This window comes from Limnospira indica PCC 8005, assembly GCF_000973065.1.
Classification (GTDB): domain Bacteria; phylum Cyanobacteriota; class Cyanobacteriia; order Cyanobacteriales; family Microcoleaceae; genus Limnospira; species Limnospira fusiformis.
This window is the reverse complement of sequence record NZ_FO818640.1, coordinates 3,185,946-3,210,049: the sequence shown is the minus strand read 5'-3', so window position 1 is coordinate 3,210,049 and position 24,104 is coordinate 3,185,946. Positions and strand designations below refer to the sequence as shown.

Here is a 24,104-nt window from a genome sequence, read left to right as displayed (position 1 = left end):
GAGATGATCAGTGGTTATCCCCCTGATGGGTTACTGCCCACTACCCAAACCTATAGGTTTGTAAGACAATGTAAACCTAGGATCGAAGCAGTAATTAGTTAACAAGTCTCTGGTGAGAGGACTGCCTCTGTCCAGGGTTATGAGTTGATTAATTTTGCTGTCGGGTGGGAGATAGCTATAACCCACTTTGGGCTGCCCAGCCAAGTCGCACTGGGTAAGTAGAGAATCAGGGTGCATCAAAAAATGAAGAGAATAATTGTGTTACTCGGGCTAGTGGCTTCGACGGGTGGGGGCTTTGCTTTGGTTTCTGATGTAGCTGCCACCTCCTCGCCTAATTCGCCTGCCTGGAAAAGCTTCAACAACCACGGTCTAGTTGTTCAAAGTGGTTATGAAGGCACGAATGAGGATGGCGATCGCGAAAGTGTAGGTACATCAATGTAGTTTGGTCTTAGGGGCGGCGGAAAGCTGCCCCTACTGATTTTTAGGGGAGTGTTTGCAGAAATTGTTTAATTTCTAGGTCGCCAGGATTAATTTCTAATGCCCTTTGGGCTGCATCTTTAGCCTCTTGGTCGCGGTTGAGTCGCAGATATGCGATCGCCTCTCCATAGTCTCCCAGGTGAAATAGGGCTTGGGCTTTAGCGGTCAAAGCGGGGATAAAATCAGGTTTGATATTGATCGCGCCAGTATAAGCGATCGCCGCCTCAAATTTGGGAGATCCACATAGGCGATCTGTTCCGGTTAAAATTGGTGACGGGAGAAGGGGGTAGCCATCTCCGAGATACCGATCTAGGATGCACGCACAGAAAAAATTTAATTATATGAAAGTAGAATCGATTAAAATCGAAAACTTCAAACGATTTCAGGACCTAGAAATTTCATTCAAGAATAATATTCTGGACGAGGTGAGCGATCGCTATCTGATCCTCGGCGATAACGGAACAGGTAAAACGACCCTCTTACAGGCGATCGCCCTTCCTTTAGCCTTAGCAACTGGTCGGATTCGAGATGTAGCAGATTTTAACTGGATCGGTTTCCTTCCCGGTCGCCATTTTAGGTGGGGATCGCCAAAGATTGAGATGCAGATTTTATTTGAGGAGGAAGAATTAAAAACCACTTCTGAACTGGCAAAAAAATGGTACGATGCTCAACCTGACGAATTCAAAGAAATGCGGGAATTTGTCGAACCGGGAGATAGCCGGAGAGTGAGTCTTCTGTTAAACGGTGATTTTTGGAAAGCTGGAGATACTCCCGCAGAACGCGCCCAATTTAGAGGAAGATATTATGCTCAATGGTTTATCAATAGGAGAGAACAATCTGTCCGACATTATTTTGCCAAACTTCCCGGAGTTTTTTGGTTTGACCAGTTCAGGAACTTAGGTTCCCATTCCAAGCCAGACAGTAGCAGAGACAATCTCAACGAAAGTAGTAGTCAAGCATCCTTTGATGTGGGAGTCGGCATTTTACGACAATACCTGATTGATTGGCACAGAAACCAAGAATCAGGAATTGGCGATTATTCAAATAGTTATTTATTGCAGATAGAAAGACTTTATAAAAAAGTTTTTCCCGATCGCTCATTTGCTGGGATAGAAAAACTGCCCACTCAAAATGATCCAACAGGTTCAGAAACTTATTTTCTGCTGAATGATGGATATCGAACCTATGACGTTCAAGAAATGTCAGCCGGAGAACAGTCTGTTTTTCCTTTGTTATATGAATTTGTCAGGCAACAAATTGCTTATTCGGTGGTATTAATCGATGAAATAGATTTGAACTTACATCCTCCGGCTGCTCAATATTTTGTATCCCAACTGATGAAAATTGAACCGACCTGTCAATTTATTATTACCACTCACTCTGACTCGGTGAGCAATGTTGTTGGAGAAAGTGAAACCTACCGTTTACCGGGAGGAACGCTGTGTCTGTAACCAATCTCTACTGCGAAGGAGGTCCTAAAAGCATTGATATTCGAGTCATTCGTCAGTTATTACCCAAATGTGAAATTCACCCTCTCGGTGGCAAAACTTCCAGCTTTCTGAGTAGTATTATCGCCGACCGTGACCGACAACCAAATTTAGCTTGTTTGGTCGATCATGATTTCGATTGTCGAGATTGGCAAATAACCAATGAACCCATTCGATGTGTATATGACCAAATATGGGTCGGTTGGGCGTGGGAGAGAAAAGAGATTGAAAACTATTTAATCGATCCGGTAGTCGTCCGAGAGGCATTAGGAAAGAAAGCACCATCAGACTCTGAGTATCAGAATGCTTTAGACCAAGCAGCCCAGAAAATTGCTGCATATTCGGCGGCAAGAACTGCTTTGGCTTGCGAAAAATTCAAGAATTTGTGGGGTGACAAAGTTCGACAAGGACATTCATTCCCGCCCAAACTCGGCGAAGATTACTGCGAAGTAAGGATAGCTGAAATTGTTAGAAAATATAAGGGCGAGAGAATTGTGTCAGAGAAAGATGTGCAAGGGAAATTCAGGGATTTACTTCCTAAATTCAAATCAGCAGGATCTCGTTTTCAAAATTATCTCCATTATTTTGCGGGGAAGGATTTACTCTACGCCATGAGAGACAAACTCGGTGATTGGGGATTTGAAGATAGTTCAAATAAAAAGCACCCAGAGGAAGTATTCATTGAAAGAGTTGTGACTAGAATTGAACGCACAGATGGGGTTTGGGAGTGGTTACCAGAATGGAAGAAACTCCGTCAGTTGATTGAGGAGACTGATTTTTCGGAAAGTTGAAATCAATTGGGGGAAATGGCGATCGCGAAAGTGTAGGTACATCAATGTAGTTGGATCTTAGGGGCGGCGGAAAGCTGCCCCTACTGATTTTTAGGGGAGTGTTTGCAGAAATTGTTTAATTTCTAGGTCGCCAGGATTAATTTCTAATGCCCTTTGGGCTGCATCTTTAGCCTCTTGGTCGCGGTTGAGTCGCAGATATGCGATCGCCTTACCTAACCAACTTTGAGAGTGGTTACTATCAAGATTAACAGCGCGATTATAGGCATTAAGGGCTTGTGCGTAACGTTGAATTGCCATAAAGATTTGACCCCTTAAAACCCAGGCTTCCCTTTGGTGAGAATTTTGATGGAGAGACTCATCTAGCCATGCGATCGCCTCTCCATAGTCTCCCAGGCGAAATAGGGCTTGGGCTTTAGCGGTGAAAGCGGGGGTAAAATCAGGTTTGATATTGATCACGCGAGCATAAGATCTCGCCGCCTCTGGGTAGTCATCTAGGTGATTCATTAAAATATTGCCGCGTAAATACCAAATCCCATAATCATCAGGTTGAATTTGTAGGAGGCGGTCAAAGGCTTGTAAGGCTTCCTCGTGGCGACCGAGAGACATTAATAGCGCCCCACGATCGCGCCATGCGGGATGAAAATTAGGTTGGAGTTGGGTAGCGCGATCATAGGATGCGATCGCCTCATCGTATTGACTCAGGGAGGATAACGCATTGGCGCGACCATACCAAGCCGGATAAAAATTAGACTGTATGTTAATCGCCCTTTCAAAGGCTTCTAAGGAGTCTCGCCATCTTTCGTGGCGATAAAGCTGATTTCCGCGATTGGTCCAGTCGATGGCGCTAAAGCGATCGCTAACTTGGGGAACCTGCATATAAGCCGAAATAGATTGTAATTCGCGGGGGGTAGGGGGGTCTGGTTGGCGATCGCTGATATTGAGGTTAAGGGGAATCCCTGATTGCAAAAATCGGTTGACGGGAATACCTGCACTGTAGCCTACTGTAACTCGATTGCTGGTTCCGGTGATCTGGTCTATGAGGATTTGACCTTCTGACATTCCATGAATACCAATTACCTGACCTTGGGTGTCTAAAATCGGCCCCCCACTCATACCTACCTGGGTGAAATTGGTATAAAATAGGTCATAACCACGGGTGGTGGGTTCTTTGACAAAGGCGAGTTTGTAGGCTTGGCTAATTAGTAACCCGGCGGTAAATAGGCGGGGCTGAAATTCTGGCCAGCCGGAAATGAAAATATGTCTGGATTCAGCATCATAATCATAATCGGCAATTTGCGCCAGAGGGTAGGTGCGATCGCTACTAAAGGCTAAAACTGCTAAGTCGATTCCCGGTAGTCTAATGACGCGATCGTAGTCTAGGGGGTATTTTTCGCCGTCATGGGTGATAATTATGTATTCATCGGGACTACGGACAACATGGTTAGCTGTCAGTACATAATACAGGTCTCCCTCACGGGCGATAATTACTCCTGAACCGGGGTTGATACCGTTGATGGAGACGGTAATTTTTTCACTGATGCGATCGATTTCTTCCGCCATTAGGGCGATCGCATTACTGACAGATAACAGGGTGATTACTCCGGCTGCTATGATAGCTTGCACCGGACGCAAACAATTTTTAACTAGACTCATGGCGCACCTATGGAAGTATTGACTGGGTAGGAGTCTGAACCTATCCCATTCCTTACTTCTGAGGATTTCGGATTGATCCGGTTGAGTTAGCAGTTATAGGGAACTCGCACTGTCGGGGGCAATTTCAACGCCTCCTTGCTGTACTATCTTTTGGCGATCGGTAATTAGATCGCTGAGGGTTTCAACATTCTTGATTCCCATATCATGACAAGCCTTTTTTAAGCTGCTAGTAAAGGCTTCTATATCTTCTCCATATCCACAATTGCGGGCGGCTTCCTCTAGTCCCTGTTTCGCACTGGATTTGGCACAATCTACTAGATCAGTTCCTTGTAATCTGGGGGAATTTGACATAATTATTGTATATATATTTGCACACCGTCTCAATTATAGCAAATTGTATCTGAATTATTATCTATCTGTGGGGGGATATTTTCTAACTAACTATGAAGACTAGGCTATGGCGGGTTAAGACCATGACCACAGCCAGTCTGGGAACTCGTGGCTATATCTAAAAATCAGTTAAGCTGTTATCGGTGAATGGTAAATCTTGATTAAGGTAGTTAATTTCCTGTTTTTCCATGTCATTAATGCGGTGAATATAGTTGCGGAGAATTTGAGAGAGACGACCATCATAAAAACGATGGAGACTGTAGTTAGGTCTGGCTGGAAAACCGCGACGCTGTTTATGTCGTCCTCCCGCCCCGGGGTCAAAGGATTTAATCCCATGATTAATCCCCCATTCAATAGGGGAATAATAACAAGCATTAAAGTGTAAACAATCGACATCTTGTAAACTTCCCCAATAGCGACCATATAGGCGATCGCCTTTAGTCAAACAGAATGACATCCCCATAGGTTGGCGATCGTCTAATTCAGTATATGCAGCTACAAAAACCACCCGGTGACGATAATCATGGTGTAACTGTTCAAAAAATTTCCGAGTCAGATATTTACTTCCCCACCAGCCAAATTTATCGCAGGTACTCGCATAAAAATCATACATCAGCGAAAACATAGATTTAGGGATATCATCACCCGTCAAAATCCGCATTTCCAGCCCCACTTTGTCTAAGGCTTTTCGTTCTCGTTTGATATTACGGCGTTGATTAGCATTAAATATTTTTAAGTAATCATCAAAACTATTATATCCTTGATTTTGCCAGATATAACTATGATGCAACCAAGGGGTAAATCCCTGTTTTTCCAGAGTAGACTGCCATTGACGATCTACATAAAGAAAATGGCAGCCCGAAATTTTATGGTTAATACAAAAGCGATCTATTTCATGCACCATTAACCCAGTAATTTCCTCCTCATCCTCCGAGGGTGCAATTAAAAATCGATAGCCTTCTGCTGGTGTAAAAGGTGACATCCCCAACATTTTGGGATAGTATTCAATCCCCAATTGATAAGCCAAATCAGCCCATTGGTGGTCAAAAACAAATTCACCGCGACTGTGACCTTTGAGATATAATGGTGCGGCCGCGACTAATTGAGAATCTCGCCACACTGTCAGATGATTGGGCAGCCAACCCGCCTGTCCCGTGGCACTACCAGAAGCCTCCAAATTATGCAGCCAGTCCCATTCAAAAAAGGGAGTTTTCAGGGGTTGGGCGAGTTGATCCCACTCCGACTGAGGGACTTCCGAAATTTGACTAATCCAAGCTACCGAATACGGCGATTGATTTGAGTGTAAGGTATTCATGCTGAAAATTAAAAGCGCTATGATATTCTAGCGATTTTAATCGGGAGCAAGAATTTAATCCAAGATTTGCTTTACATCTTAGGACAATAAGGTACAATACCCCAAAAGATTCGCAACTCAATAATGAATATACGGTCAAACCCCAGACCATGCCAAATTTCCCTGACGACATACTCATCAAGTTGGATTCTTCATGGTAAAATCCAATCATGGTGCGAGACGTTTAGGAGTAAAATAAGGCTGCAATGCCTGAAATAACCTCCTAGTGGGACTTTCACCCCTTGGTGAAATATAAGGGACTCGTACCCTGACCATCCCATAACTGTTTATATGTCCCAACGTTTGGTATAGAAATATACAAAACAAGGCAGGGAACTCAAGGTCAAAACGCCCAACTGGAAATATTAATGATTCCTTAACAATTGCGTTGAGAGTAACGGCGATAGCCACCCCCAGTTTTGGGAATCATAACCCCAGGATTGAAGCGGGGAACGGAAGGCGTGAAGTAGAACCTACTACCAAATGCGACCACTGCCAACCATCCATGATTAGGGAAACCGAATGTCCGGCTTGAACCATCGTAATGATTTAGCAGCGAAACAGGTTGATACGCTGCGTTCAAAAGAGCAAGGGGAAAAGTAGGGTAATCATGACATCACCTACACAGACTTTTAAAAGTACCCCGGTGGAGAGGACAAATCTAAAGATGGAATGCCCGTATAAACGGAACGTTTAAACCCCTTTTAGGCTCTCAAGTGGCAGGATGTACCTGCGGAGTAGTGAAAGTGTAAGCGTATACCTTTAAGGGGAAAGGATGTGACTGAAAGCCAATGCCTAACTGTAATGGTTAGGATATGCCCACTAGTCACGGTGTGGATATAGAGACTGCGACAATTAGGAGTGTTTACGACGAAAGCGAGTTTAAACACTACGATGTTGTATTTAGCTCCAAAAGTTGAAATCACAAAAGCAGGGAGTCGTTACCCTGTTCCCGATGTCAAAAGGGGTATCCACATCAGGAGCCGTGTGATGTGAAAGTATCAAGCACGGTTTTGAATTGGAGTTGGGGAAGGCGACTTCCCTTTCGACCATAACCCTTACAAAGCTTTCCGGACAAAACTAAAACTCAATGACCGTCAAGCCACCTTGATGGCCAAACACGCGGGTTATGCTCGGTTCGTGTTTAATTGGGGATTACACTTATGGAGGTCAGCTTATGAAGAGGGACTCAAGCCTAATATCAACTCCATTAAAAAGGTTTTTACGAATTATGTGAAACCTGAATATCCTTGGATGTCCGAATTGTCTTCTAAAGTTTATCAATATGCCTTCATTAATCTAGGGGATGCCTTTAAGCGCTTCTTCAAGGGAATAAGTAGTTATCCTAAATTTAAGAAGAAAGGCTACCATGATAGCTTTACCCTTGACAATTCCGGAAAGCCATTCAATCTGTCAGGAACTCGCCATAAGCTGCCTTTTGTGGGCTGGGTTTCTACATTTGAGGCACAACCACCCAGTCTAGTTAAGAAAGTCACTATAACGCGCCAAGCAGGTGACTGGTATATGAGCTTTTTTGTAGAAACCACACCAGAAATCACACCGAAATTCCGAGAGAGAATCGGGGTAGACCTAGGAATTAACAATTTGGCGACTTGCTCCGATGGGACAAAATTCTCTAATCCCAAGGCTTATAAAGCAGCGACCCAAAAACTAGCCAGATTACAACGCCATTTAAGTCGCAAAGTCAAAGGCTCAAAAAATTGGGCTAAATGTCTCTTAAAAGTTCAAAAGCTACATCAAAGAGTAGCTAATATTCGCCGTGACACGATTCATAAAATAACTACTTTTTTGGCTAAAAACCACAGCCAAGTAGTCATTGAAGATTTGAATGTGTCTGGAATGCTGAAAAATCATTGTTTGGCGGGTTCTATCGCTGATGCTTCATTTTATGAGTTCCGTCGTCAACTAGGTTACAAGGCAGAACGTTATGGTTCAAAGTTGATTATTGCCGATAGATTTTATCCATCCAGTCAACTTTGTTCTAACTGTGGCCATCGTCAACAAATGCCCCTAGTCCGTCGGACTTTTGAATGTCCAAACTGTGGCCTGAAGATTGATAGAGATTTGAACGCCAGTATAAATTTAGAAAAATCGCCTGGTTCCGACGATTACACTTGTGGACGGGGTGCTGCCGACAGTCCCGGACGAAGCAAGAAATAAACATCAATATCGGGCTATGTCCGGTTTTGTTTAAGTTTTATAGAGCAGATTTAACCCGATAGTGCAGAAATACCTCATCATCTACCTGTTGGACACTCAACAATTGTAAATGGGGTGCGAAGCGAGATAAAAATCCTTCTCCGTCCACCGGAGTGGGTGATGTGGTTCCCCCCAAAATTAGGGGACAGACTGTGAGTTGAAACTCATCGATCGCATGGTAAGCCATTAAAGATGCCACTAGCTGACCACCACCTAAGACCGCTAGTTTCTGTATACCTCGGTCTCTCAGTTGCTGTAACGCTTCTGACCAGGTGATCACTCCATTGGAGTCGTCAGCGACGATCACTTCGTCGAAGTGGTCGGAAAATCGTTTCCAAGGCTGACCCCCTAAGAATGTGGTCAGTAACCATTTGGGAACAGGCTGTTGAAAAAATTTGAGGGTTGGGTTAATTTTTCCTGATGCGGAACAGACTATTTGAGCTGGTTGGGGGGGTTTTCCGTTTTTTTCCCGCGCGCCTAACAATTCTGTTGAAGACACCCTTAAAACTGTTCCATAGGCGGCGAGAGTGCCGTTTCCGAACAGTACAGCGTCGGCTTGGGCAATTTGTCGTTCTAGGTGAATTATATCGGCATTAGAGCCAAATCTGGCAGGCGATCGCATCGGATCAGCAATTTTGCCATCCGCACTCATGGCTAAAATAACAGTAGTGTAGGGTCGGGTGGTTGGAATTATCTCATCCATAAGCGCCTAGTTTTGGCTCTCAACTTGCCATTAGTGATCTTAAAACAGGGTCTCACCAGATGCAAGACAGTAGATCTAGTTTAGATATACTAGCCATGATCTACAGATCGGCATTAATTTCCGAAAATAGACATCAGATTTAATTCTATGATTTCATTGTTCCCTAAAGCTATCTTAATTATCACTGTCCTGACTATAGTTAGCTATCTCGTTATCTGTGTTGGGTTACTTTGGTTTCAAAATCGGTTGATTTTTTTCCCATCTAAGACCATTGAAAAAACTCCCGATTTGTTAGGTATGCCATATCAAGAGGTTTGGTTAAAATTCCCCGATTCCACATCAGAAAGTGAACAGATTAATGGTTGGTGGATTCCTGGCGATTCCGACATGGTGATTTTTGATTTGCATGGAAACAGTAGTAATATTGGTGGTAATTTAGGCTATGCCAAACAATTTCATAATCTGGGATTTTCCGTGTGGTTGATAGATTATCGAGGTTATGGTTGTAGTAGCGATCGCTTTCCCTGTGAAAAACAAGTTTATGAAGATGCCGAGTTAGCTTTTAATTATTTGGTTAATGAGCGGCAAATTTCCCCCAATAAAATTGTCGTATTTGGGCATTCTTTGGGAGGTGCGATCGCTATTGAATTGGCGACCAAACACCCAGAAATTGCCGGATTGATTATCGAAAGTTCCTTTACTTCTATCCTCGATATGGTCAAGGTAAAGAAACAATATGGAATTTTTCCAATTAATTGGTTATTGCATCAAAAATTTGATTCTATTGCGAAAGTTCGGGAATTGAAAATGCCGATTTTATTCACACACGGGACCGCTGATGAGTTGGTTCCCGCCAGTATGAGTGAGAAGTTATACCAGGCTTGTCCTGAACCCAAACAATTGCTGATGATTCCTGATGCTGATCACAATCATGTCAAAGAAATGGGAGGCGATCGCTATCAGGAAACCATCAAGAAATTTTTGGAAAGTCTGTAAAACAATTTTATCTATCATGGGTCTAAAAGCGATCGCCCCATCAATTTAACCCGATTTATCTGGGAATTTCATAATTGACATTTAAATCATTCATCATCTCTAAAACCTGTTCAATAGCTACTGATTGCTGATTAATATTGAGAGAAATAGTCTGAGAATTTTCTACTATACTGTTAATCCCATTAACCACCTCATTAAATCCGGTTTGACTTTCCTCTGTGACTCGGACTGTAGAACTCATCGCTTTTTTAAGATCATGTACTAAATTGTTAATTTCTGCCGCTGAGGATTTACTTTGATCAGCCAGTTTACGAATCTCATTCGCGATTACATTAAATCCTTGTCCACTATTATGGTCAGCTTGTACCGCCTCAACCGCAGCATTTAAAGCCAATATATTAGTTTGATTCGCGAAATTACTGACCATAGTAGATATTAAGCCAATTTGGACAATCTTATTGTTTAAATCCGAGATTTTATCGGCAAGTTTATTCACCGTTTCTTGTAAACAATCATGGTAATAACTATCCGCATATTCGTGATCACCTTTAATCAAATATAATACCTGTTTAGCTGCTACTGCTGCCTTAGAAGCCTGTTCAGCCGAACCCCTAGCTGAACTGTTTAACTCATTCATAGTTATCGTGACTTCATGCACTAACATTTTTTGATTTTGTAATGTTCCTTGTAATTCTTTGTTTCTATTAGATATCTCCGCAGCCATTAAGTTAAAAGAGTGAGCCAAAAAACCTAGTTCATCCTCTCTATCATCTGCAAGAGACACATTATAATCACCTGCGGAAATTTTCTGAGTCGCATTAATTAGTTGTTGCAATGGTGCCGATACTTGTCGTTTTAAAACCACCCAAACTAAGACCATTAATGATAATAGTAAAATCACTTCAATCAGGATATTTGTCAGCACAAAATTTAGGGATTGTTTTCTTAAAATAGACCGAGGAAAAACCGTAACAAAATACCAGTTAAGACCAGGCATTTGGCGAAAAACTAGGTATTGATCATCTTGATAATTAGGTATGATAAATTGATTTGGGGGAGCATTTTTCACTAATTTAAATATATTCATTAAGTTACTATCCTGCAAGTTTTGGATCTTAACTGTAGTAGTGCTATCTTGAATTTTATCTATGAGGTCGGGATGAGCGATTAACTGACCATCTCCTCTAAAAATTAGGTTATATCCTCCTTCAATATGATTATTAACTGTTCTTTCGATTAACTGATTTAGGGTGATGTCATGACCAAGAGTTCCTATGGTTTGACCATTATAATCAACGGGGGTTGAAGCCGTGACTAACCAAAGCTGACTGACTGGTTCATAATAGGGTGTAGTCCAAACGGTTTTTCTTTGAGGATTATTCTCAGGAGTGGCGACTAAATACTCTGGTTTTTGGGGCATATAAAAGTTAGCATCAGCTTCTTGAACATAATTAGGAACTTGCGGCCAATAAACAATAGTAATATTCTCCGGGGTCATAATGAAGGTACTATCAAAACGATTATGCCACGCACTACCGTAGGATTCGATTAACCTTTGTAAATCAATGACTTTACGACGAATTTCTGGGGTGATTTCTAAGGATTTATCAATATACACTCCCGCCTGTCGTTGACCATCAAAATTGGCGGGGTTGTTACGGATAACGCCGTCCGGGTATCGGATCAATAAATTATTAAATTCCTCTTCTAAATTGGCGGGGGCTGGTTGTGCAAATTTCCTCAGAATTTCCGATTTCAGGATAGCATGATTATCCGCCGCTAAATCAAAGATTTGCTGTTCTCTGGCTACTCTTTCCACCACAGACTCTTCTAGTTGCGTTAATTTCTGATTTCTCAATGCTGATATCGCTTGCATATAATTAGCGATCGCACTAACTGTCACGATTAAAGCTGTACATACAGTAATCTGAAATAAGGTTTTTTGACTTAGAGAACCTTTGGGGGTCAACTGGGAGTTTGGTTTATTTGGGCGAGGGTGGTTTAACATAATTATATGAATTGATTAAGGATTGAGGGTTCTGTGATGATTTGCTGTGATTATAGCATAACCATTATGTTGGCTTTATCCCAGTGCTTATTTAATATGTAAAGTTTTGGTAAAATTTGCTCACCCCAGTGATGGGTTTGTATTAAGTCCATGTAGGCTGAAACGCTATGATTACATCCATAGCCCGCCTTAGACTAGGAGAATTAACCTTAGCCCCTTCTATTTGCCATTATTTTTGCACAAACTTAATCATGAGAATAAACTTAGTTGTTGAATTTGAGGGGGGACGGTCTGAGGTAATGCAGCATCTGCTATAGTTAAACCTCCTTCTAATAACAGTCTAATGTTGTCATCATGAGAAGCAATTTTAACTTCGGTTCCCTCCGGCTTAGGTATCATTAAGATAACTTCTTCGCCACCAATACCCTGGTCTGAAAGTAAATCGGCACTATGGGTAGTAATAATAACTTGCCGTTTTTTAGACCTTTGTAGTCGATATATTAGGGCAGGTAGCTGGTTGATAATTCCCGAATTTAATGATAATTCTGGCTCCTCTAGTAATAATAAGGAATCCGATTCTAACAAAGACCAGAGTAGTCCAATTAGTCTTAATGTACCATCAGAAAATTGGTCTTCCCTTTGTTTTCCGGCTTGGGGTTGCCAATGTTCATAAATCGCCTCTAAATGAGGGACACCCATTTCATCTTTAGTATCAGTTAAATTTTTTAACTGGGGGACAGCTAACTTGAGGGCTTCTTCAATTTTTTTGAGTCGTGATCTGCGAGTTTTTTCGGGTGTCTTGGCTACCCTTTCTAAAAAATTTCTGCCAAAGGGATCTTCGGAAAGTCCGGGGGTAGCAAATGCTTCGGGGTGGCGAACTAATTGGGGAATTATATGTAGGTATAAAATCGATTCTAAAAATTTGGCAATGTCTCTAAATTGGGCATTGGCATTAATTTGCTCTAAATATGTTTGGGTAAGTCTTAACTCATCTCGTTGATCATCTTGATCAGGTCGGTTGATAATTTGTTGGTGGTGATGCCAGACTTTTTCATAAGCAATAATGGGTTCATTTTTCCCACCTTTCCTCTGTTTAAATCCTATGGCGTATTTCCAAAGGGGTGCTGTCCCATTGGCTGGGGATAGATGGATTTCGATTTCTACATGAGGATAACGACGGGCGGAAAGACTCCGAATTTGAGAAACTCCACCTCGATCGCTTACCGCTTTTTGCAGACCGCCGCCGGGTTTGGCTAAATCCCTTAAAAATCTGAAAGCATCGAGAAAGTTAGACTTACCACAGGCATTTGGACCTACTATAAATATGCGATCGCATAAGTCCACCTCAACCGCGCGAAAGTTGCGCCAATTTTTCAGGATTATGTGTGATATGATCATGTAAATTACCTTAATTTTGGCTATAGTATAACTGAATATATCTGCGGTGATTGGATAATCGGAGACGGTGGCGACTGCTCAAGTTTAGTCAAAACTTGCTAAAATCGCAGTTATGAGAACAGTTATACAGACATTGGCTATGGAAAATAATCTAAATACCAACATCAGTCCCACTTATATTCAACAAGAAGATGCCCAGGAAATTTTACAAATTGCCATGGCACGCGGTCAAGAAACTGGGGAACTCACCCGCACCCAGTTGGAGGAAATGGCAATAGAGTTGGGAATTAGCCCCGAAAATTTACAGGCGGCGGAATTGGAATGGCAGACTCGGAAAGTCGAGTTAACCGAAAAACAGGTATTTAATCAGGAACGTCGGCAAAAATTACGGCAAGATGCTGTTAAATATGCGATCGTTAACTCTTTCCTGATTTTATTAAATCTGGTGACTACCCAGGGTATGGCTTTTGCTTTAACGATCGCTTTACTATGGGGTCTAGGATTGAGTTTGCAAGCCTGGAAAGCCTATCAAACTCAGGGAGAAGCATACGATAAAGACTTTGCCAAATGGCGGCTGAAAAAGCAGCTAGGAAACTCCCTAGGAATGATTGCCGATCGCGTCATTAAGGGCATTCAATCATAATAGTTATCAATGAATTGGGTATTGGGGTTTAGCTGACGGGTTGGGGTTGGGGGTTCCGGGTAGCCGATGCCATATTGTCGCCGAATATGATACAATCAGAGTTTGTCTTGTTAAATTTGAGTTTAATCTGGTCATGGCTGTTCCAAAGAAACGAACCTCTAAATCAAAGCGGAATATGCGAAAAGCGACTTGGAAGCGCAAAGCTAGAGTCCAAGCCGAAAAAGCCTTATCCCTAGGTAAATCGGTCCTTACAGGTCGATCCGCAAGTTTCGTCTATCCGACAGATGATGAGGAGGGCGACGAGGAATAACCCCGGGATGTTGGTTCAAAAGCCGGATGTCAGTTTGTGTTGATGTCCGGCTTTGGGGTTATTTTTGAACGGCTGATGGCAGAATCAACATAGCATCACCAAAAGAGTAAAAGCGATATCGGTTCCCGAAATCATTGGGCGGTTGTTCTAAGGCATCCTGATATAATTTCATCAGTCTTTCGCGACCAATTAAAGCCGATACCAACATCAGTAAACTCGATCGCGGTAGGTGAAAATTAGTAATCAGTCCATCAATGACCCGCCACCGATAGCCAGGATAAATAAATAGGTTAATTTCCCCGCAGTAGGGTTGAATGCAGCCATCGAGAGAATTTTGGGCGGCTGCTATGCCTTCCAAAGTCCGCACTACCGTAGTTCCCACGGCAATGATGCGACCACCACGGGCGCGGGTTTGATTAATTTTATCGACGGTTTCCGGGCGCAATTCCACCCATTCGGCGTGCATTTGGTGGGTGGTAATATCCTCAACTTCTACGGGGCGAAAAGTCCCTAACCCCACATGAAGGGTGAGGAAAGCATGATCAATGTGGTGGTCTGAAAGTCGTTGGAATAGTTCTTCTGTAAAGTGTAACCCGGCGGTGGGTGCAGCTACCGCCCCAGGGCGCGTCCCATAAATAGTTTGATACTGTTCCGCCACAGCCTGAGAATCAGTAACATAGGGAGGAAAAGGGATTTCGCCAAATTGATCTAAAATGGAAACCAAAGATTGACCTTGGGGAACCTCAAACTTGAGCAACCTTCCGCCCGTACCGGGGTTGGTATCAATAACAGTAGCATAGAGTATTTCGCGGCCAGATTTGGAGGGAAACTCTAGGCGATCGCCTATCTTAAACCGTTTTCCGGGCTTGACCAAAGCTAACCAACAGTTTGGGGCTTGTTCCTGTAGCAATAAAATCTCGATCGCCGCCGAGGTACTCTTGCGACCGTAGAGACGGGCGGGGAGTACACGGGTATTATTGAGAATCAGTAAATCCTCTGGTTGCAATAAATCGGGTAAATCCCGAAATAAACGGTGTTGATGGGACGGCGGCGAATCCACCACTAACAGGCGGGATGAGTCCCTAGGGATTACTGGATTTTGGGCGATGCGATCGGGAGGTAATTCATAGTCATACCCCTGCAAAGTTCTATCTAATTTGTCCACTACTTCTGTCAATCCCAACACTAAAATCGCTGATCTGGGGTAAACTTGGGTAGAATCCCCCAGATCAGATTGGGTGTTTTCCCCCTATTAAAAGGGGTAAGATCCCGCAATGATATAAGTATAGCCTTGTCAAAACAGGAAATACAGAACAGGGAATAGGGAACACCAGAACGGGGAGTAAGGAATTTTTCTGAAAGCCTCTGGCTGAGACCTAACACCCGACACTCGAAACCTAGTAACCGATACCCTAATAACTATTGCACTGTCGCAGCAGTGGGTAACAAGTCCTTGACCATTGAGGAGTTGCAAGCGGGTGGGGGAGACAGCAAGACGCGGGAGAAAAACGGAATGGAATATCTATATTACCTTGCCAATACGAGTTTAACACTGAGAGTTGTTGATTTTCTTAGGGGTGAAACTCAGCTTCCGGTCAAGTTTATGACCGTGATTCATCAAATTGACGGCTGGATCGTCAAAGTTAAGATGAGTGAATATTTAACGCCCCACCAACACGGTGATTTTAGGGCTTTTATGTACGAATTGGGGATTCCCTATGAACCCGACATTCGCATTCAGATGGCTTTGTGGGCCTTGGAAACGGGACAATCTCCCTTGAGTGTGATGCGTCGCTACCAGGTGGCGGTGGTTTCTCATGGTAGCCCAAACCGAGAGGATATTGAAACATTCCGCACTCAGTTTGTTAGGGGTCTGGGGTATTGTCCAGAGGCTTTAGCCTGATCTTTAACTTGATTTTTGGGCTGGAAGTTGCGCCGATTTCGCTCAGGGAAAAGCTGATTCGATATAGTCTTCTAGGGTAAGCTGATAGGCTTCTATGTCGATGGGTTTACCGGGTGTCACAATTTGAGATGATGGTTTAATCGGGTTCTTTGCTGCTGGGTTCTGGTGTTGACATCTCACTAGGGCGACATCGAATCGACAAGGATGATTGCTGAAATGGGGATGGGTGCTTAAAAAGTGTTCTGCAGTTCGGATCAGTTTGGCTTGTTTGGTGACAGTAATGGCTAAAGCACCGTTTGCGTCCCAGTTTCCGCGACTGCGGGTTTTGACTTCTACAAAAATTATGGTGGTTTCTCGATGACCAATCAGGTCGATTTCTCCCCAACGACAATGATATTGATGGTATGAAATCCGCCAGCCTGTTTGTTGTAACCATTGCGCGACCAGTTGTTCTCCCAATGTTCCTATATGACGCGACATTACAGTAAACTCAATTATAGATTTTTGGATAGATAGATCAAAAGGTATGGGTTTCTCGTTTCCCAGGATAATCAATAGGACAATTCTCTCGCGTATAGCAGCGATCGCTTTAATTTTAGGGATGGGTTGGGCAATAATAGCTACTATTACCATACCTACTGTGGCGATCGCGGAAAACTACGAAAAACGCAATCTGATAGGCGTGGACTTCTCAGGACAGGACCTCAAGGACTCCGAGTTTGATTTTGCTAACCTACAGGGTAGCAATTTCAGTCATACCGACCTACGGGGAGTTAGCCTATTTGGGGCGAAAATGCAGGATATTAACCTAGAGTCTGCTGATTTACGTCTTGCTACCCTAGACACGGCGCGGTTAGTTAGGGCTAATCTCACTAATGCTTTGCTGGAGGAAGCCTACGCCTACAATGCGGATTTCCGTGGGGCGATTATTACTGGGGCTGATTTTACTGATGTCATGTTGCGTCGAGATCAGCAACAACTGCTTTGTGAAGTGGCGGACGGTACAAATCCAGTCACGGGACGCGATACCCGCGAGACTCTCTACTGCGATTAAATTAAACTCTGCTCTATAAAACTTAAACAAAACCGGACATAGCCGGATCTTGATGTTTATTTCTTGCTTCGTCCGGGACTGTCGGCAGCACCCCGTCCACAAGTGTAATCGTCGGAACCCGGCGATTTTGGTAGGGGTCGAAAGGAAAGTCACCTTTCCCAACTCCCATTCAAAACCGTGCTTGATACTTTCACATCACACGGCTCCTGATGTAGACACCCTATTGTCAGTAGGAACAGGGTTACGACCCCCTGCTTTGTGACTTCAACTTTAGGAGCTATATACACCACGTAGTCTTTAAACTCGCTCTCGGTCATAAGCACTCTTACATCATCGCAGTCTCTATGTCCACACCGTGACTAGTGGGCATATCCCAACCATTACAGTTAGGCATTGGCTTTCAGTCACATCCTTTCCCCTTATGGGCATACGCTTACACTTTTCACTACTCTACAAGATGTACTCGTAGAGAGCCCAACAGGGGTTTAAACGTTCCATATATATGGGCATTCCATCTTTAGATTTGTCCTATCCACCGGGGTACATTTAAAGGTCTGTGTAGGTGATGCTAAAATTACCCTACTTTTCCCCTTGCTCTTTTGAACGCAGCGTATCAACCTATTTCGCTGCTGTATAATGACGATGGTTCAAGCCGGACATTCGGTTTCCCTAATCATGGATGGTTGGCAGTGGTCGCCTATAGTAGTAGGTTCTACATCACGCCTTCCGTTCCCCGCTTCAATCCCAGATTTGTGATTTCTGAAACTGGGGGTGGCTACCGCCTTTACTCTTTCCCATAATCGCCCCAAGTGGGTTAAATACTCCTCCTTGTAGTATACTTGGATGGAACATTGCGATTTCTTAGAATGGGATTGACCCTGAGTTCCCTGCCTTGCTTAGTGTCATAACTCACTAAGCGTCGGGACATATATATATTTAAGGGGTAAACTAATAATCTAGTTATAGTAGCAGCCGGATTGACTAGTTTAACTCCCTCTAGGAGGTTATTTCAGGCATTGCAGCCTTATTTCACTCCTAAACGTCTCGCACTCTAGGTTTATACTGGCATTCAAGTCACGATCTATCGCCAGACCGCAGTTTGGACATTCAAAAGTCCGACGGACTAGGGGCATTTTTTGACGATAACCGCAATTAGAACACAGTTGACTGGATGGATAAAATCTATCGGCAATAATCAACTTTGAACCATAACGTTCTGCCTTGTAACCTAGTTGACGACGGAACTCATAAAATGAGGCGTCCGCGATAGAACCCGCCAAACCATGATTTTTCAACATTCCAGACACATTCAAATCTTCAATGACTACTTGGCTGTGGTTTTTAGCCAAGAAAGTAGTTATTTTATGAATGGTGTCCCGCCGAATGTTTGCTACTCTTTGATGTAGCTTTTGAACTTTTAAGAGACATTTAGCCCAATTTTTCGAGCCTTTGACTTTGCGACTTAAATGACGTTGTAATCGAGCTAGTTTTTTGGTCGTTGCTTTATAAGCCTTGGGATTAGAGAATTGGGTCCCATCGGAGCAAGTCGCCAAATTGTTAATTCCTAGGTCTACCCCGATTCTCTCTCGGAATTTCGGTGTAATTTCTGGCGTGATTTCTACGAAAAAGCTAATATACCAGTCACCTGCTTGGCGCGTTAGGGTGACTTTCTTAACCCAACTTTCGGGTTGTGCCTCAAATGTAGAAACCCAGCCCACAAAAGGCAGCTTATGGCGAGTTCCTGACAACTTGAATGGTTTGCCGCAATTGTCAAGGGTAAAGCTATCATGGTGGCCTTTCTTCTTAAATTTAGGATAACTGCTTATTCCTTTGAAGAAGCGCTTAAAGGCATCCCCTAGATTAATGAAGGCATATTGATAAACTCTAGAAGACAATTCGGACATCCAAGGATATTGAGGTTTCACATAATTCGTAAAAACCTTTTTGATGGAGTTGACGTTAGGCTTGAGTCCCTGTTGATAAGCTGACATCCATAAGTGTAATCCCCAATTGAACACAAATCGAGCATACCCCGCGTGTTTGGCCATCAAGGTGGCTTGACGGTCATTGAGTTTTAGTTTTGTCCGGAAAGCTTTGTAAGGCATGATTGGATTTTACCATGAAGAATCCAACTTGATGAGTATGTCGTCAGGGAAATTTGGCATGGTCTGGGGTTTGACCGTATACTCATTATTGAGTTGCGAATCTTTTGGGGTATTGTACCTTATTGTCCTAAGATATAAAGCAAATCTTGGATTAAATTCTTGCTCTCCTAGTTGGCTTCCTGAGACAATAGTTCTTTCAGGTTGATTGTGGCGGCGACATCATCTGGGGTGGCTTGGGGATGGCTTTTGCGCTTGGTGTAAGATATCAACGCGGGGATGGAGATACAGATAGCACCGTTTACCAAAGCTAACAAAAGTCCGTAAGCAATATAATTATCCATTAACACACCCTCCTAACACATCGGGTTGATATCTTTTGAATCATTATCACATTATGGATAGTGAAAAAGCAATGGTTTGAGGTAAGAATTACTTGTCACTCTCATAAGTTATCTCAATCAATCAATCAATGGTTAGAGGGTGAGTATTTATACTTATTAATTGGGGTTGATTTCCGAGGATTTGAGTTAAATTAGCGACTACTAAGATGCACTCAGTTTAGCTAAATTTCACTATAGCACAGATGGCTGTAAAAATATCACCATTATCTGGGGACAGGTTTATAAACTCTCCCGACGGAATGATCTGGCTGAATATCGACTACTAAATGGACACGATCGCTATCTGTTAGTAGAGGATTAATAAACAATTCGGGATGTAAGGACTTCCAAAAGTATTCGACAAATTGATTGATTTCTGTGTCGGTCATTCCCGACTTCCCCGATGCTTTCATCTCCTGTTCAGCTTGTGCGCGCCACTGTTTGGATAAGCGATAATCAACGGGGTTGAGAACTATTAATCTATCCAAACGTTCCCAGAGGGGTAAATACTCTTTTAATTGGTGGTTAATTTCTCGCGCAAATTGGCGATCGCTATCAGTACTAATAGGGGGTGGTGGATGATTAAACGCCTGGTCTTCTACGGGTTGACATCCCACAAACCAGCCCTCAAATAAGATGATATCAGGTGCTTCTATCTGTTGGGGTTCTATGCGATCGCCTTCTCCATTCCAGAGAGACTTATCAAACCGGGGAATAGTTATTTTTTGTCCGGGTGTAGGGTTTCGGAGTTGGTCAAGAAGTTGTATTCCGATGTCAATATCATGAGTGCCGGGGGGACCTCGCCAGATTAAACGGGGATCTTGTTCTCGCAGCCTTTGACGATCGGCATAAGTCTTATATAAATCATCAATAGAAATACTAATGGCTTGATAGTTAAGTAGATTGAGAATCCGAGAAATGACGGTTGTAGTGGTAGTTTTTCCGGTTCCCTGTCCGCCTAAGATTCCCTGTACTAAAGGACGATTAAGAATTTGTCTTAACTGAGACAATTGCATGGCTAATGGTAGCCAAAATTCCCACAATGTGGGTAGCTGTTCCCAGAGAATCGGTAAATCCTGATTATGTTTAAGGAGCGATCGCCCTAATTGATAACGTTGTTTAATTGTAGTTTCTAGCTGTTCGTGAGTGATACCAAAAGCCGCCATGTGTGCGGGATTATTTAATTCGTGTCTCAGCAGTTGTTGCCAATGTTCGGGGGGCGGTTCGCTACCAGTTGCCAAAGATTGTAAAATTTCTATCATGATTGAATAATCTCTAAGAACCCAGTAAAAATGCCAGCAAAAATAAACTATAAGTCATGCCAATTTTCAGACTGTTGAGGAGATCCAGCCATAAAGAATTGATTTCACTGCGAGGGACTTTGCGGTAAGATAACCAACTAATCCATTCGGTGACTAGGAGGGTGATAAATGCGACGGTGACATCCCAACTTCCGGCTTGTCCAACTATTGTGGCGATCGCCACTCCCAGGAAGAAGCCAAAAAGTAGGCTAATCAATAATACGGATATCCGCCGCCAGGGGTTACGAAACCATTGCAAGGTTTGCTGGGCGATCGCATCAGTAAATCTGTTTAAACGAGTGTTTTGCATAGAAGATTATAGGCAGCGATATGTAAAATATACTGTAGGATGAAAGTATTATAACGGCGGTTGTGGCATCAACTCCCGGCATCAGCTATATTTGTTAGTCTACAGGTGTCCCAACTTGCTACCAGTCGGCTATAACACTTGTCCCAGATAACGGATTTTATGATCACTTTGACAATTTACTGAGGTTTGACCATTGAATTTGTTTGACGCACCCAATATTAATATACTTTGGGGAAACCTAATTGTCGAGGAGTTAATTCGCAATGGGGCGAGTTATTTTATTGTATCTCCTGGTTCCAGATCCACTCCTTTAACTGTGGCGATCGCTCGTTATTCCCAAGCGCAACGGCGAGTTTTTTTAGACGAAAGGGGTGCGGCGTTTCATGCGATCGGCTACGCGAGGGCGACAGGAAAGCCAGCGGTTTTGGTCTCTACTTCTGGGTCGGCTGCTGCTAACTATTTCCCGGCTGTGATTGAGGCGGCTACGGATAATTTGCCGATGATTATTATCTCGGCTGACCGCCCCCCAGAATTGCGAAAAACGGGGGCTAATCAAACTATTGATCAGGTCAATCTTTATGGTGATTATGTACGTTGGAAATTTGATATACCCTGTCCTGATGAAAAGATTTCGCCGACGTTTGTTTTAACGACTATTGATCAAGCTGTTTATCGTGCCAAGCGATCGCACGGACCTGTTCACCTTAATTGTATGTTCCGCGAACCCCTCGCCCCGACTAATTCAGCGATTACATTGGGTTATACTCTCCCCCTCAAACCTTGGTTAAATAGTGGTAGGGCTTGGACGGATTACCCTACTCCTATGGTCACACAATCCGCCCATATTATTAATGAAATATTCAAGATTTTAAATAATACGACAAGGGGAGTTTTAGCCATTGGTAGATTAAACTCTATGTCGGAAATTAAAGCAGTTGCACAATTCGCAAAAAGGCTACAATTCCCTATTTTTGCGGATATTCGTTCAGGTTTAAGGTTGGGAAACACTATTGATAATCAGTTATTTTTAACGGATATAGGGCTGAGTGACGATCGCCTAGAGACGGTGATACAAATAGGCGATCGCATTTTATCAAAACGGTTTTTAGAGTATTTAGAAACCCACCCACCCCGTTACTATATTATGATAACGGACTCACCCAGCCGCCACGACCCGGCCCATATTGTTTCCCATCGCATTGAAAGTAAGATCGAACAATTATGTGAGTCATTATCACCTCTTTTAGATCCGAATATTTGCCAAAATTGGCAGGATAAATTATGGCTAAAGTCCGCGAAAATTCGCGCAACTATTGACAGCTATTTAACTAAAGATTCCACCTTAAATGAAATGGCGATCGCCCATTTAGTCTCCCAGCATATCCCCGCCGACAGTGGCTTATTTTTAGCCAATAGTATGCCGATTAGAGATATGGATGAATATGGAATTTATGGGGGAAATTCAGTCAGAATAGCAGCCAACCGAGGGACTAGCGGCATTGATGGAATTATCGCCTCTGCTGCTGGGTTTTGTCAGGGTTTAAATACTCCCACAACTCTGCTAATTGGCGATTTGGCATTCCTCCATGACCTCAACTCTTTATCTATGGTTAATTCCCTGAATCATCCCCTGTGGATTATAGTGATTAATAATAATGGGGGCGGGATATTTTCATTTTTACCCATTGCTAAATTTAATGATGTATTTGAAAACTACTTCGCCACTCCCCACAATCTCCAATTTGACCAGGCTGCCAAATTATTTAATCTCAACTATTTCTCACCCCCAACACCAGAGGAATTTGTGAAAGATTATCAACAGGCGATCGCCTCCCAAACTTCGGCGATTATTGAAGTGCAGACTAACCGCAAACAAAATCAAGAATTGCACCAAGAATTGGCGGACAAAATCCGCGAAATATCATGGAGGTTTTAGCCGTCGTATTCGGTGAAAATTTCTATCTCTAATGTATCTTCGTCTATGCTGATATAAAGAAGATTCGGGCGACAACAAACCTGGCAATCTTCAATATAAGACTGTTGACCTCCCGCACTAAAATCGATAAATGTGACATTACTTTCGCCACAATAGGCGCAGGTAAATTCAGCGGTATTTTGCATAATTTTCACACTCAAGTTTAGTAACATCGTGGCGATAGCGGAACATATCTTGAAGACGGGAATAAACCCACCAACTCAAGGTATTGTCAAACACGGAGCCACCTGGTAAACTAAAAGCGATCGCATCAGTTAACCGAGTGCGATTATTCACCTCCGAAAATTGGTGTCGGTGTACCCAAATAGCCATGGGACCCTGTTGCTGTTCATCAGTAAACAGTTGGTAAGGAATGCACTCAGTATGCACCGCCACCCATGGCACCGAAACTGGACCAAGAGATAGCAGAAATTCCGATCTAGCCCCCACCTGTAAACCCCCTTCCCGGCGGATAATTTCCACAGGTTGCCAAGGTGGGGTCAGCAACTCCAGGATATCAGATCGGCCGTGAAAATTCCAAACCACATCAACGGGGGCGTTAATTAGGGACGAGTATTGAAAGTGCAGCATAAAAACACCATACCAAATCAAAAGTTGTAGCAATTTTTACCAAATTATATCGAGA

The 24,104-nt window shown here is 43.0% G+C and carries 24 protein-coding genes; 9 read left to right on the top strand and 15 right to left on the bottom strand.

Annotated features, from left to right (window positions below):
• Positions 1 to 481: 481 nt before the first annotated feature.
• On the bottom strand, positions 482 to 646 hold the full coding sequence (locus XZ46_RS36730; protein WP_008051303.1) for a tetratricopeptide repeat protein: 165 nt from the start codon (positions 644 to 646) through the stop codon (positions 482 to 484).
• 172 nt (positions 647 to 818) lie between these two features.
• On the opposite strand from XZ46_RS36730, the gene XZ46_RS13985 reads away from it, so the two are divergent.
• Both XZ46_RS13985 and XZ46_RS13980 read left to right on the top strand, forming a co-directional pair.
• Positions 819 to 1,928, top strand: a complete 1,110-nt coding sequence (locus XZ46_RS13985; protein ID WP_008051302.1) for an AAA family ATPase — start codon at positions 819 to 821, stop codon at positions 1,926 to 1,928.
• Positions 1,919 to 2,755, top strand: a complete 837-nt coding sequence (locus tag XZ46_RS13980; RefSeq protein ID WP_008051300.1) for a hypothetical protein — start codon at positions 1,919 to 1,921, stop codon at positions 2,753 to 2,755. The genes XZ46_RS13985 and XZ46_RS13980 overlap by 10 nt, the downstream gene beginning before the upstream one ends.
• Positions 2,756 to 2,845: 90 nt before the next feature.
• On the opposite strand, the gene XZ46_RS13975 is transcribed toward XZ46_RS13980, so the two are convergent.
• From XZ46_RS13975 to XZ46_RS13965, 3 genes are all read right to left on the bottom strand, one after another.
• Positions 2,846 to 4,408 carry a tetratricopeptide repeat-containing S1 family peptidase gene (locus XZ46_RS13975; RefSeq protein WP_008051297.1) on the bottom strand — a complete coding sequence of 521 codons (1,563 nt, stop codon included), beginning with the start codon at positions 4,406 to 4,408 and terminating at the stop codon, positions 2,846 to 2,848.
• A gap of 93 nt (positions 4,409 to 4,501) precedes the next feature.
• Positions 4,502 to 4,759 (bottom strand): hypothetical protein, encoded by a 258-nt coding sequence (locus XZ46_RS13970; RefSeq protein ID WP_008051295.1) that lies wholly within the window; start codon positions 4,757 to 4,759, stop codon positions 4,502 to 4,504.
• A 157-nt stretch (positions 4,760 to 4,916) separates the two neighbouring features.
• Positions 4,917 to 6,113 carry a GNAT family N-acetyltransferase gene (locus XZ46_RS13965; RefSeq protein ID WP_006625284.1) on the bottom strand — a complete coding sequence of 399 codons (1,197 nt, stop codon included), beginning with the start codon at positions 6,111 to 6,113 and terminating at the stop codon, positions 4,917 to 4,919.
• Between the two features lie 1,149 nt (positions 6,114 to 7,262).
• Between XZ46_RS13965 and XZ46_RS13960 the strand changes: the two genes are divergently transcribed.
• Positions 7,263 to 8,333 carry an RNA-guided endonuclease InsQ/TnpB family protein gene (locus XZ46_RS13960; protein WP_008051293.1) on the top strand — a complete coding sequence of 357 codons (1,071 nt, stop codon included), beginning with the start codon at positions 7,263 to 7,265 and terminating at the stop codon, positions 8,331 to 8,333.
• 37 nt (positions 8,334 to 8,370) lie between these two features.
• Here XZ46_RS13960 and XZ46_RS13955 read toward each other — a convergent pair whose 3' ends face one another.
• Positions 8,371 to 9,075: a RibD family protein gene (locus XZ46_RS13955; RefSeq protein ID WP_006625286.1), complete on the bottom strand. Its 705-nt coding sequence runs from the start codon at positions 9,073 to 9,075 to the stop codon at positions 8,371 to 8,373.
• A gap of 147 nt (positions 9,076 to 9,222) precedes the next feature.
• On the opposite strand from XZ46_RS13955, the gene XZ46_RS13950 reads away from it, so the two are divergent.
• Complete coding sequence (locus XZ46_RS13950; protein ID WP_006670466.1) at positions 9,223 to 10,071, top strand: alpha/beta hydrolase; 849 nt, start codon at positions 9,223 to 9,225, stop codon at positions 10,069 to 10,071.
• A 55-nt stretch (positions 10,072 to 10,126) separates the two neighbouring features.
• On the opposite strand, the gene XZ46_RS13945 is transcribed toward XZ46_RS13950, so the two are convergent.
• Together XZ46_RS13945 and XZ46_RS13940 are read right to left on the bottom strand one after the other, a co-directional pair.
• On the bottom strand, positions 10,127 to 12,040 hold the full coding sequence (locus XZ46_RS13945) for a methyl-accepting chemotaxis protein (protein WP_228116339.1): 1,914 nt from the start codon (positions 12,038 to 12,040) through the stop codon (positions 10,127 to 10,129).
• 288 nt (positions 12,041 to 12,328) lie between these two features.
• On the bottom strand, positions 12,329 to 13,477 hold the full coding sequence (locus tag XZ46_RS13940) for an AAA family ATPase (protein WP_006625289.1): 1,149 nt from the start codon (positions 13,475 to 13,477) through the stop codon (positions 12,329 to 12,331).
• 139 nt (positions 13,478 to 13,616) lie between these two features.
• Between XZ46_RS13940 and XZ46_RS13935 the strand changes: the two genes are divergently transcribed.
• Both XZ46_RS13935 and rpmF read left to right on the top strand, forming a co-directional pair.
• Positions 13,617 to 14,120, top strand: coding sequence for a 2TM domain-containing protein (locus XZ46_RS13935; protein WP_008051289.1), 504 nt, complete (start codon positions 13,617 to 13,619; stop codon positions 14,118 to 14,120).
• Positions 14,121 to 14,253: 133 nt separating this feature from the next.
• Positions 14,254 to 14,430 (top strand): 50S ribosomal protein L32, encoded by a 177-nt coding sequence (gene rpmF / locus XZ46_RS13930; RefSeq protein WP_006618712.1) that lies wholly within the window; start codon positions 14,254 to 14,256, stop codon positions 14,428 to 14,430.
• A 58-nt stretch (positions 14,431 to 14,488) separates the two neighbouring features.
• Here rpmF and queA read toward each other — a convergent pair whose 3' ends face one another.
• Positions 14,489 to 15,616, bottom strand: coding sequence for a tRNA preQ1(34) S-adenosylmethionine ribosyltransferase-isomerase QueA (gene queA / locus XZ46_RS13925; protein ID WP_006625292.1), 1,128 nt, complete (start codon positions 15,614 to 15,616; stop codon positions 14,489 to 14,491).
• A gap of 327 nt (positions 15,617 to 15,943) precedes the next feature.
• On the opposite strand from queA, the gene XZ46_RS13920 reads away from it, so the two are divergent.
• Positions 15,944 to 16,333 carry a hypothetical protein gene (locus XZ46_RS13920; protein ID WP_006670471.1) on the top strand — a complete coding sequence of 130 codons (390 nt, stop codon included), beginning with the start codon at positions 15,944 to 15,946 and terminating at the stop codon, positions 16,331 to 16,333.
• A 42-nt stretch (positions 16,334 to 16,375) separates the two neighbouring features.
• Here the strand turns inward: XZ46_RS13920 and XZ46_RS13915 are convergent, their stop codons facing one another.
• Positions 16,376 to 16,966 carry a YraN family protein gene (locus tag XZ46_RS13915; protein WP_008051284.1) on the bottom strand — a complete coding sequence of 197 codons (591 nt, stop codon included), beginning with the start codon at positions 16,964 to 16,966 and terminating at the stop codon, positions 16,376 to 16,378.
• Here XZ46_RS13915 and XZ46_RS13910 point away from each other — a divergent pair.
• Positions 16,935 to 17,387, top strand: coding sequence for a pentapeptide repeat-containing protein (locus tag XZ46_RS13910; RefSeq protein ID WP_199325023.1), 453 nt, complete (start codon positions 16,935 to 16,937; stop codon positions 17,385 to 17,387). The genes XZ46_RS13915 and XZ46_RS13910 overlap by 32 nt on opposite strands.
• A 1,004-nt stretch (positions 17,388 to 18,391) precedes the next feature.
• Here the strand turns inward: XZ46_RS13910 and XZ46_RS13905 are convergent.
• The 4 genes from XZ46_RS13905 to XZ46_RS13895 all read right to left on the bottom strand — a co-directional run bounded on the left by XZ46_RS13905 (position 18,392) and on the right by XZ46_RS13895 (position 21,483).
• Positions 18,392 to 19,492 (bottom strand): RNA-guided endonuclease InsQ/TnpB family protein, encoded by a 1,101-nt coding sequence (locus tag XZ46_RS13905; protein ID WP_008051281.1) that lies wholly within the window; start codon positions 19,490 to 19,492, stop codon positions 18,392 to 18,394.
• A gap of 167 nt (positions 19,493 to 19,659) precedes the next feature.
• On the bottom strand, positions 19,660 to 19,833 hold the full coding sequence (locus XZ46_RS35420; RefSeq protein WP_008051279.1) for a hypothetical protein: 174 nt from the start codon (positions 19,831 to 19,833) through the stop codon (positions 19,660 to 19,662).
• 263 nt (positions 19,834 to 20,096) lie between these two features.
• Entirely contained in the window at positions 20,097 to 21,134 is a 1,038-nt protein-coding gene (locus tag XZ46_RS13900) for a hypothetical protein (protein ID WP_008051278.1), read from the bottom strand.
• Positions 21,135 to 21,147: 13 nt separating this feature from the next.
• Positions 21,148 to 21,483: a DUF565 domain-containing protein gene (locus XZ46_RS13895; RefSeq protein WP_006625300.1), complete on the bottom strand. Its 336-nt coding sequence runs from the start codon at positions 21,481 to 21,483 to the stop codon at positions 21,148 to 21,150.
• A gap of 193 nt (positions 21,484 to 21,676) precedes the next feature.
• On the opposite strand from XZ46_RS13895, the gene menD reads away from it, so the two are divergent.
• Positions 21,677 to 23,419, top strand: coding sequence for a 2-succinyl-5-enolpyruvyl-6-hydroxy-3-cyclohexene-1-carboxylic-acid synthase (gene menD / locus XZ46_RS13890; RefSeq protein ID WP_048895095.1), 1,743 nt, complete (start codon positions 21,677 to 21,679; stop codon positions 23,417 to 23,419).
• Here the strand turns inward: menD and XZ46_RS13885 are convergent.
• Positions 23,416 to 23,604, bottom strand: a complete 189-nt coding sequence (locus tag XZ46_RS13885; RefSeq protein ID WP_035759523.1) for a CPXCG motif-containing cysteine-rich protein — start codon at positions 23,602 to 23,604, stop codon at positions 23,416 to 23,418. The two genes, menD and XZ46_RS13885, sit on opposite strands and share 4 nt — an antisense overlap.
• Positions 23,588 to 24,049, bottom strand: coding sequence for an SRPBCC family protein (locus tag XZ46_RS13880; protein WP_006670478.1), 462 nt, complete (start codon positions 24,047 to 24,049; stop codon positions 23,588 to 23,590). Before XZ46_RS13880 ends, XZ46_RS13885 begins: the two co-directional genes overlap by 17 nt.
• Positions 24,050 to 24,104 lie beyond the last annotated feature (55 nt).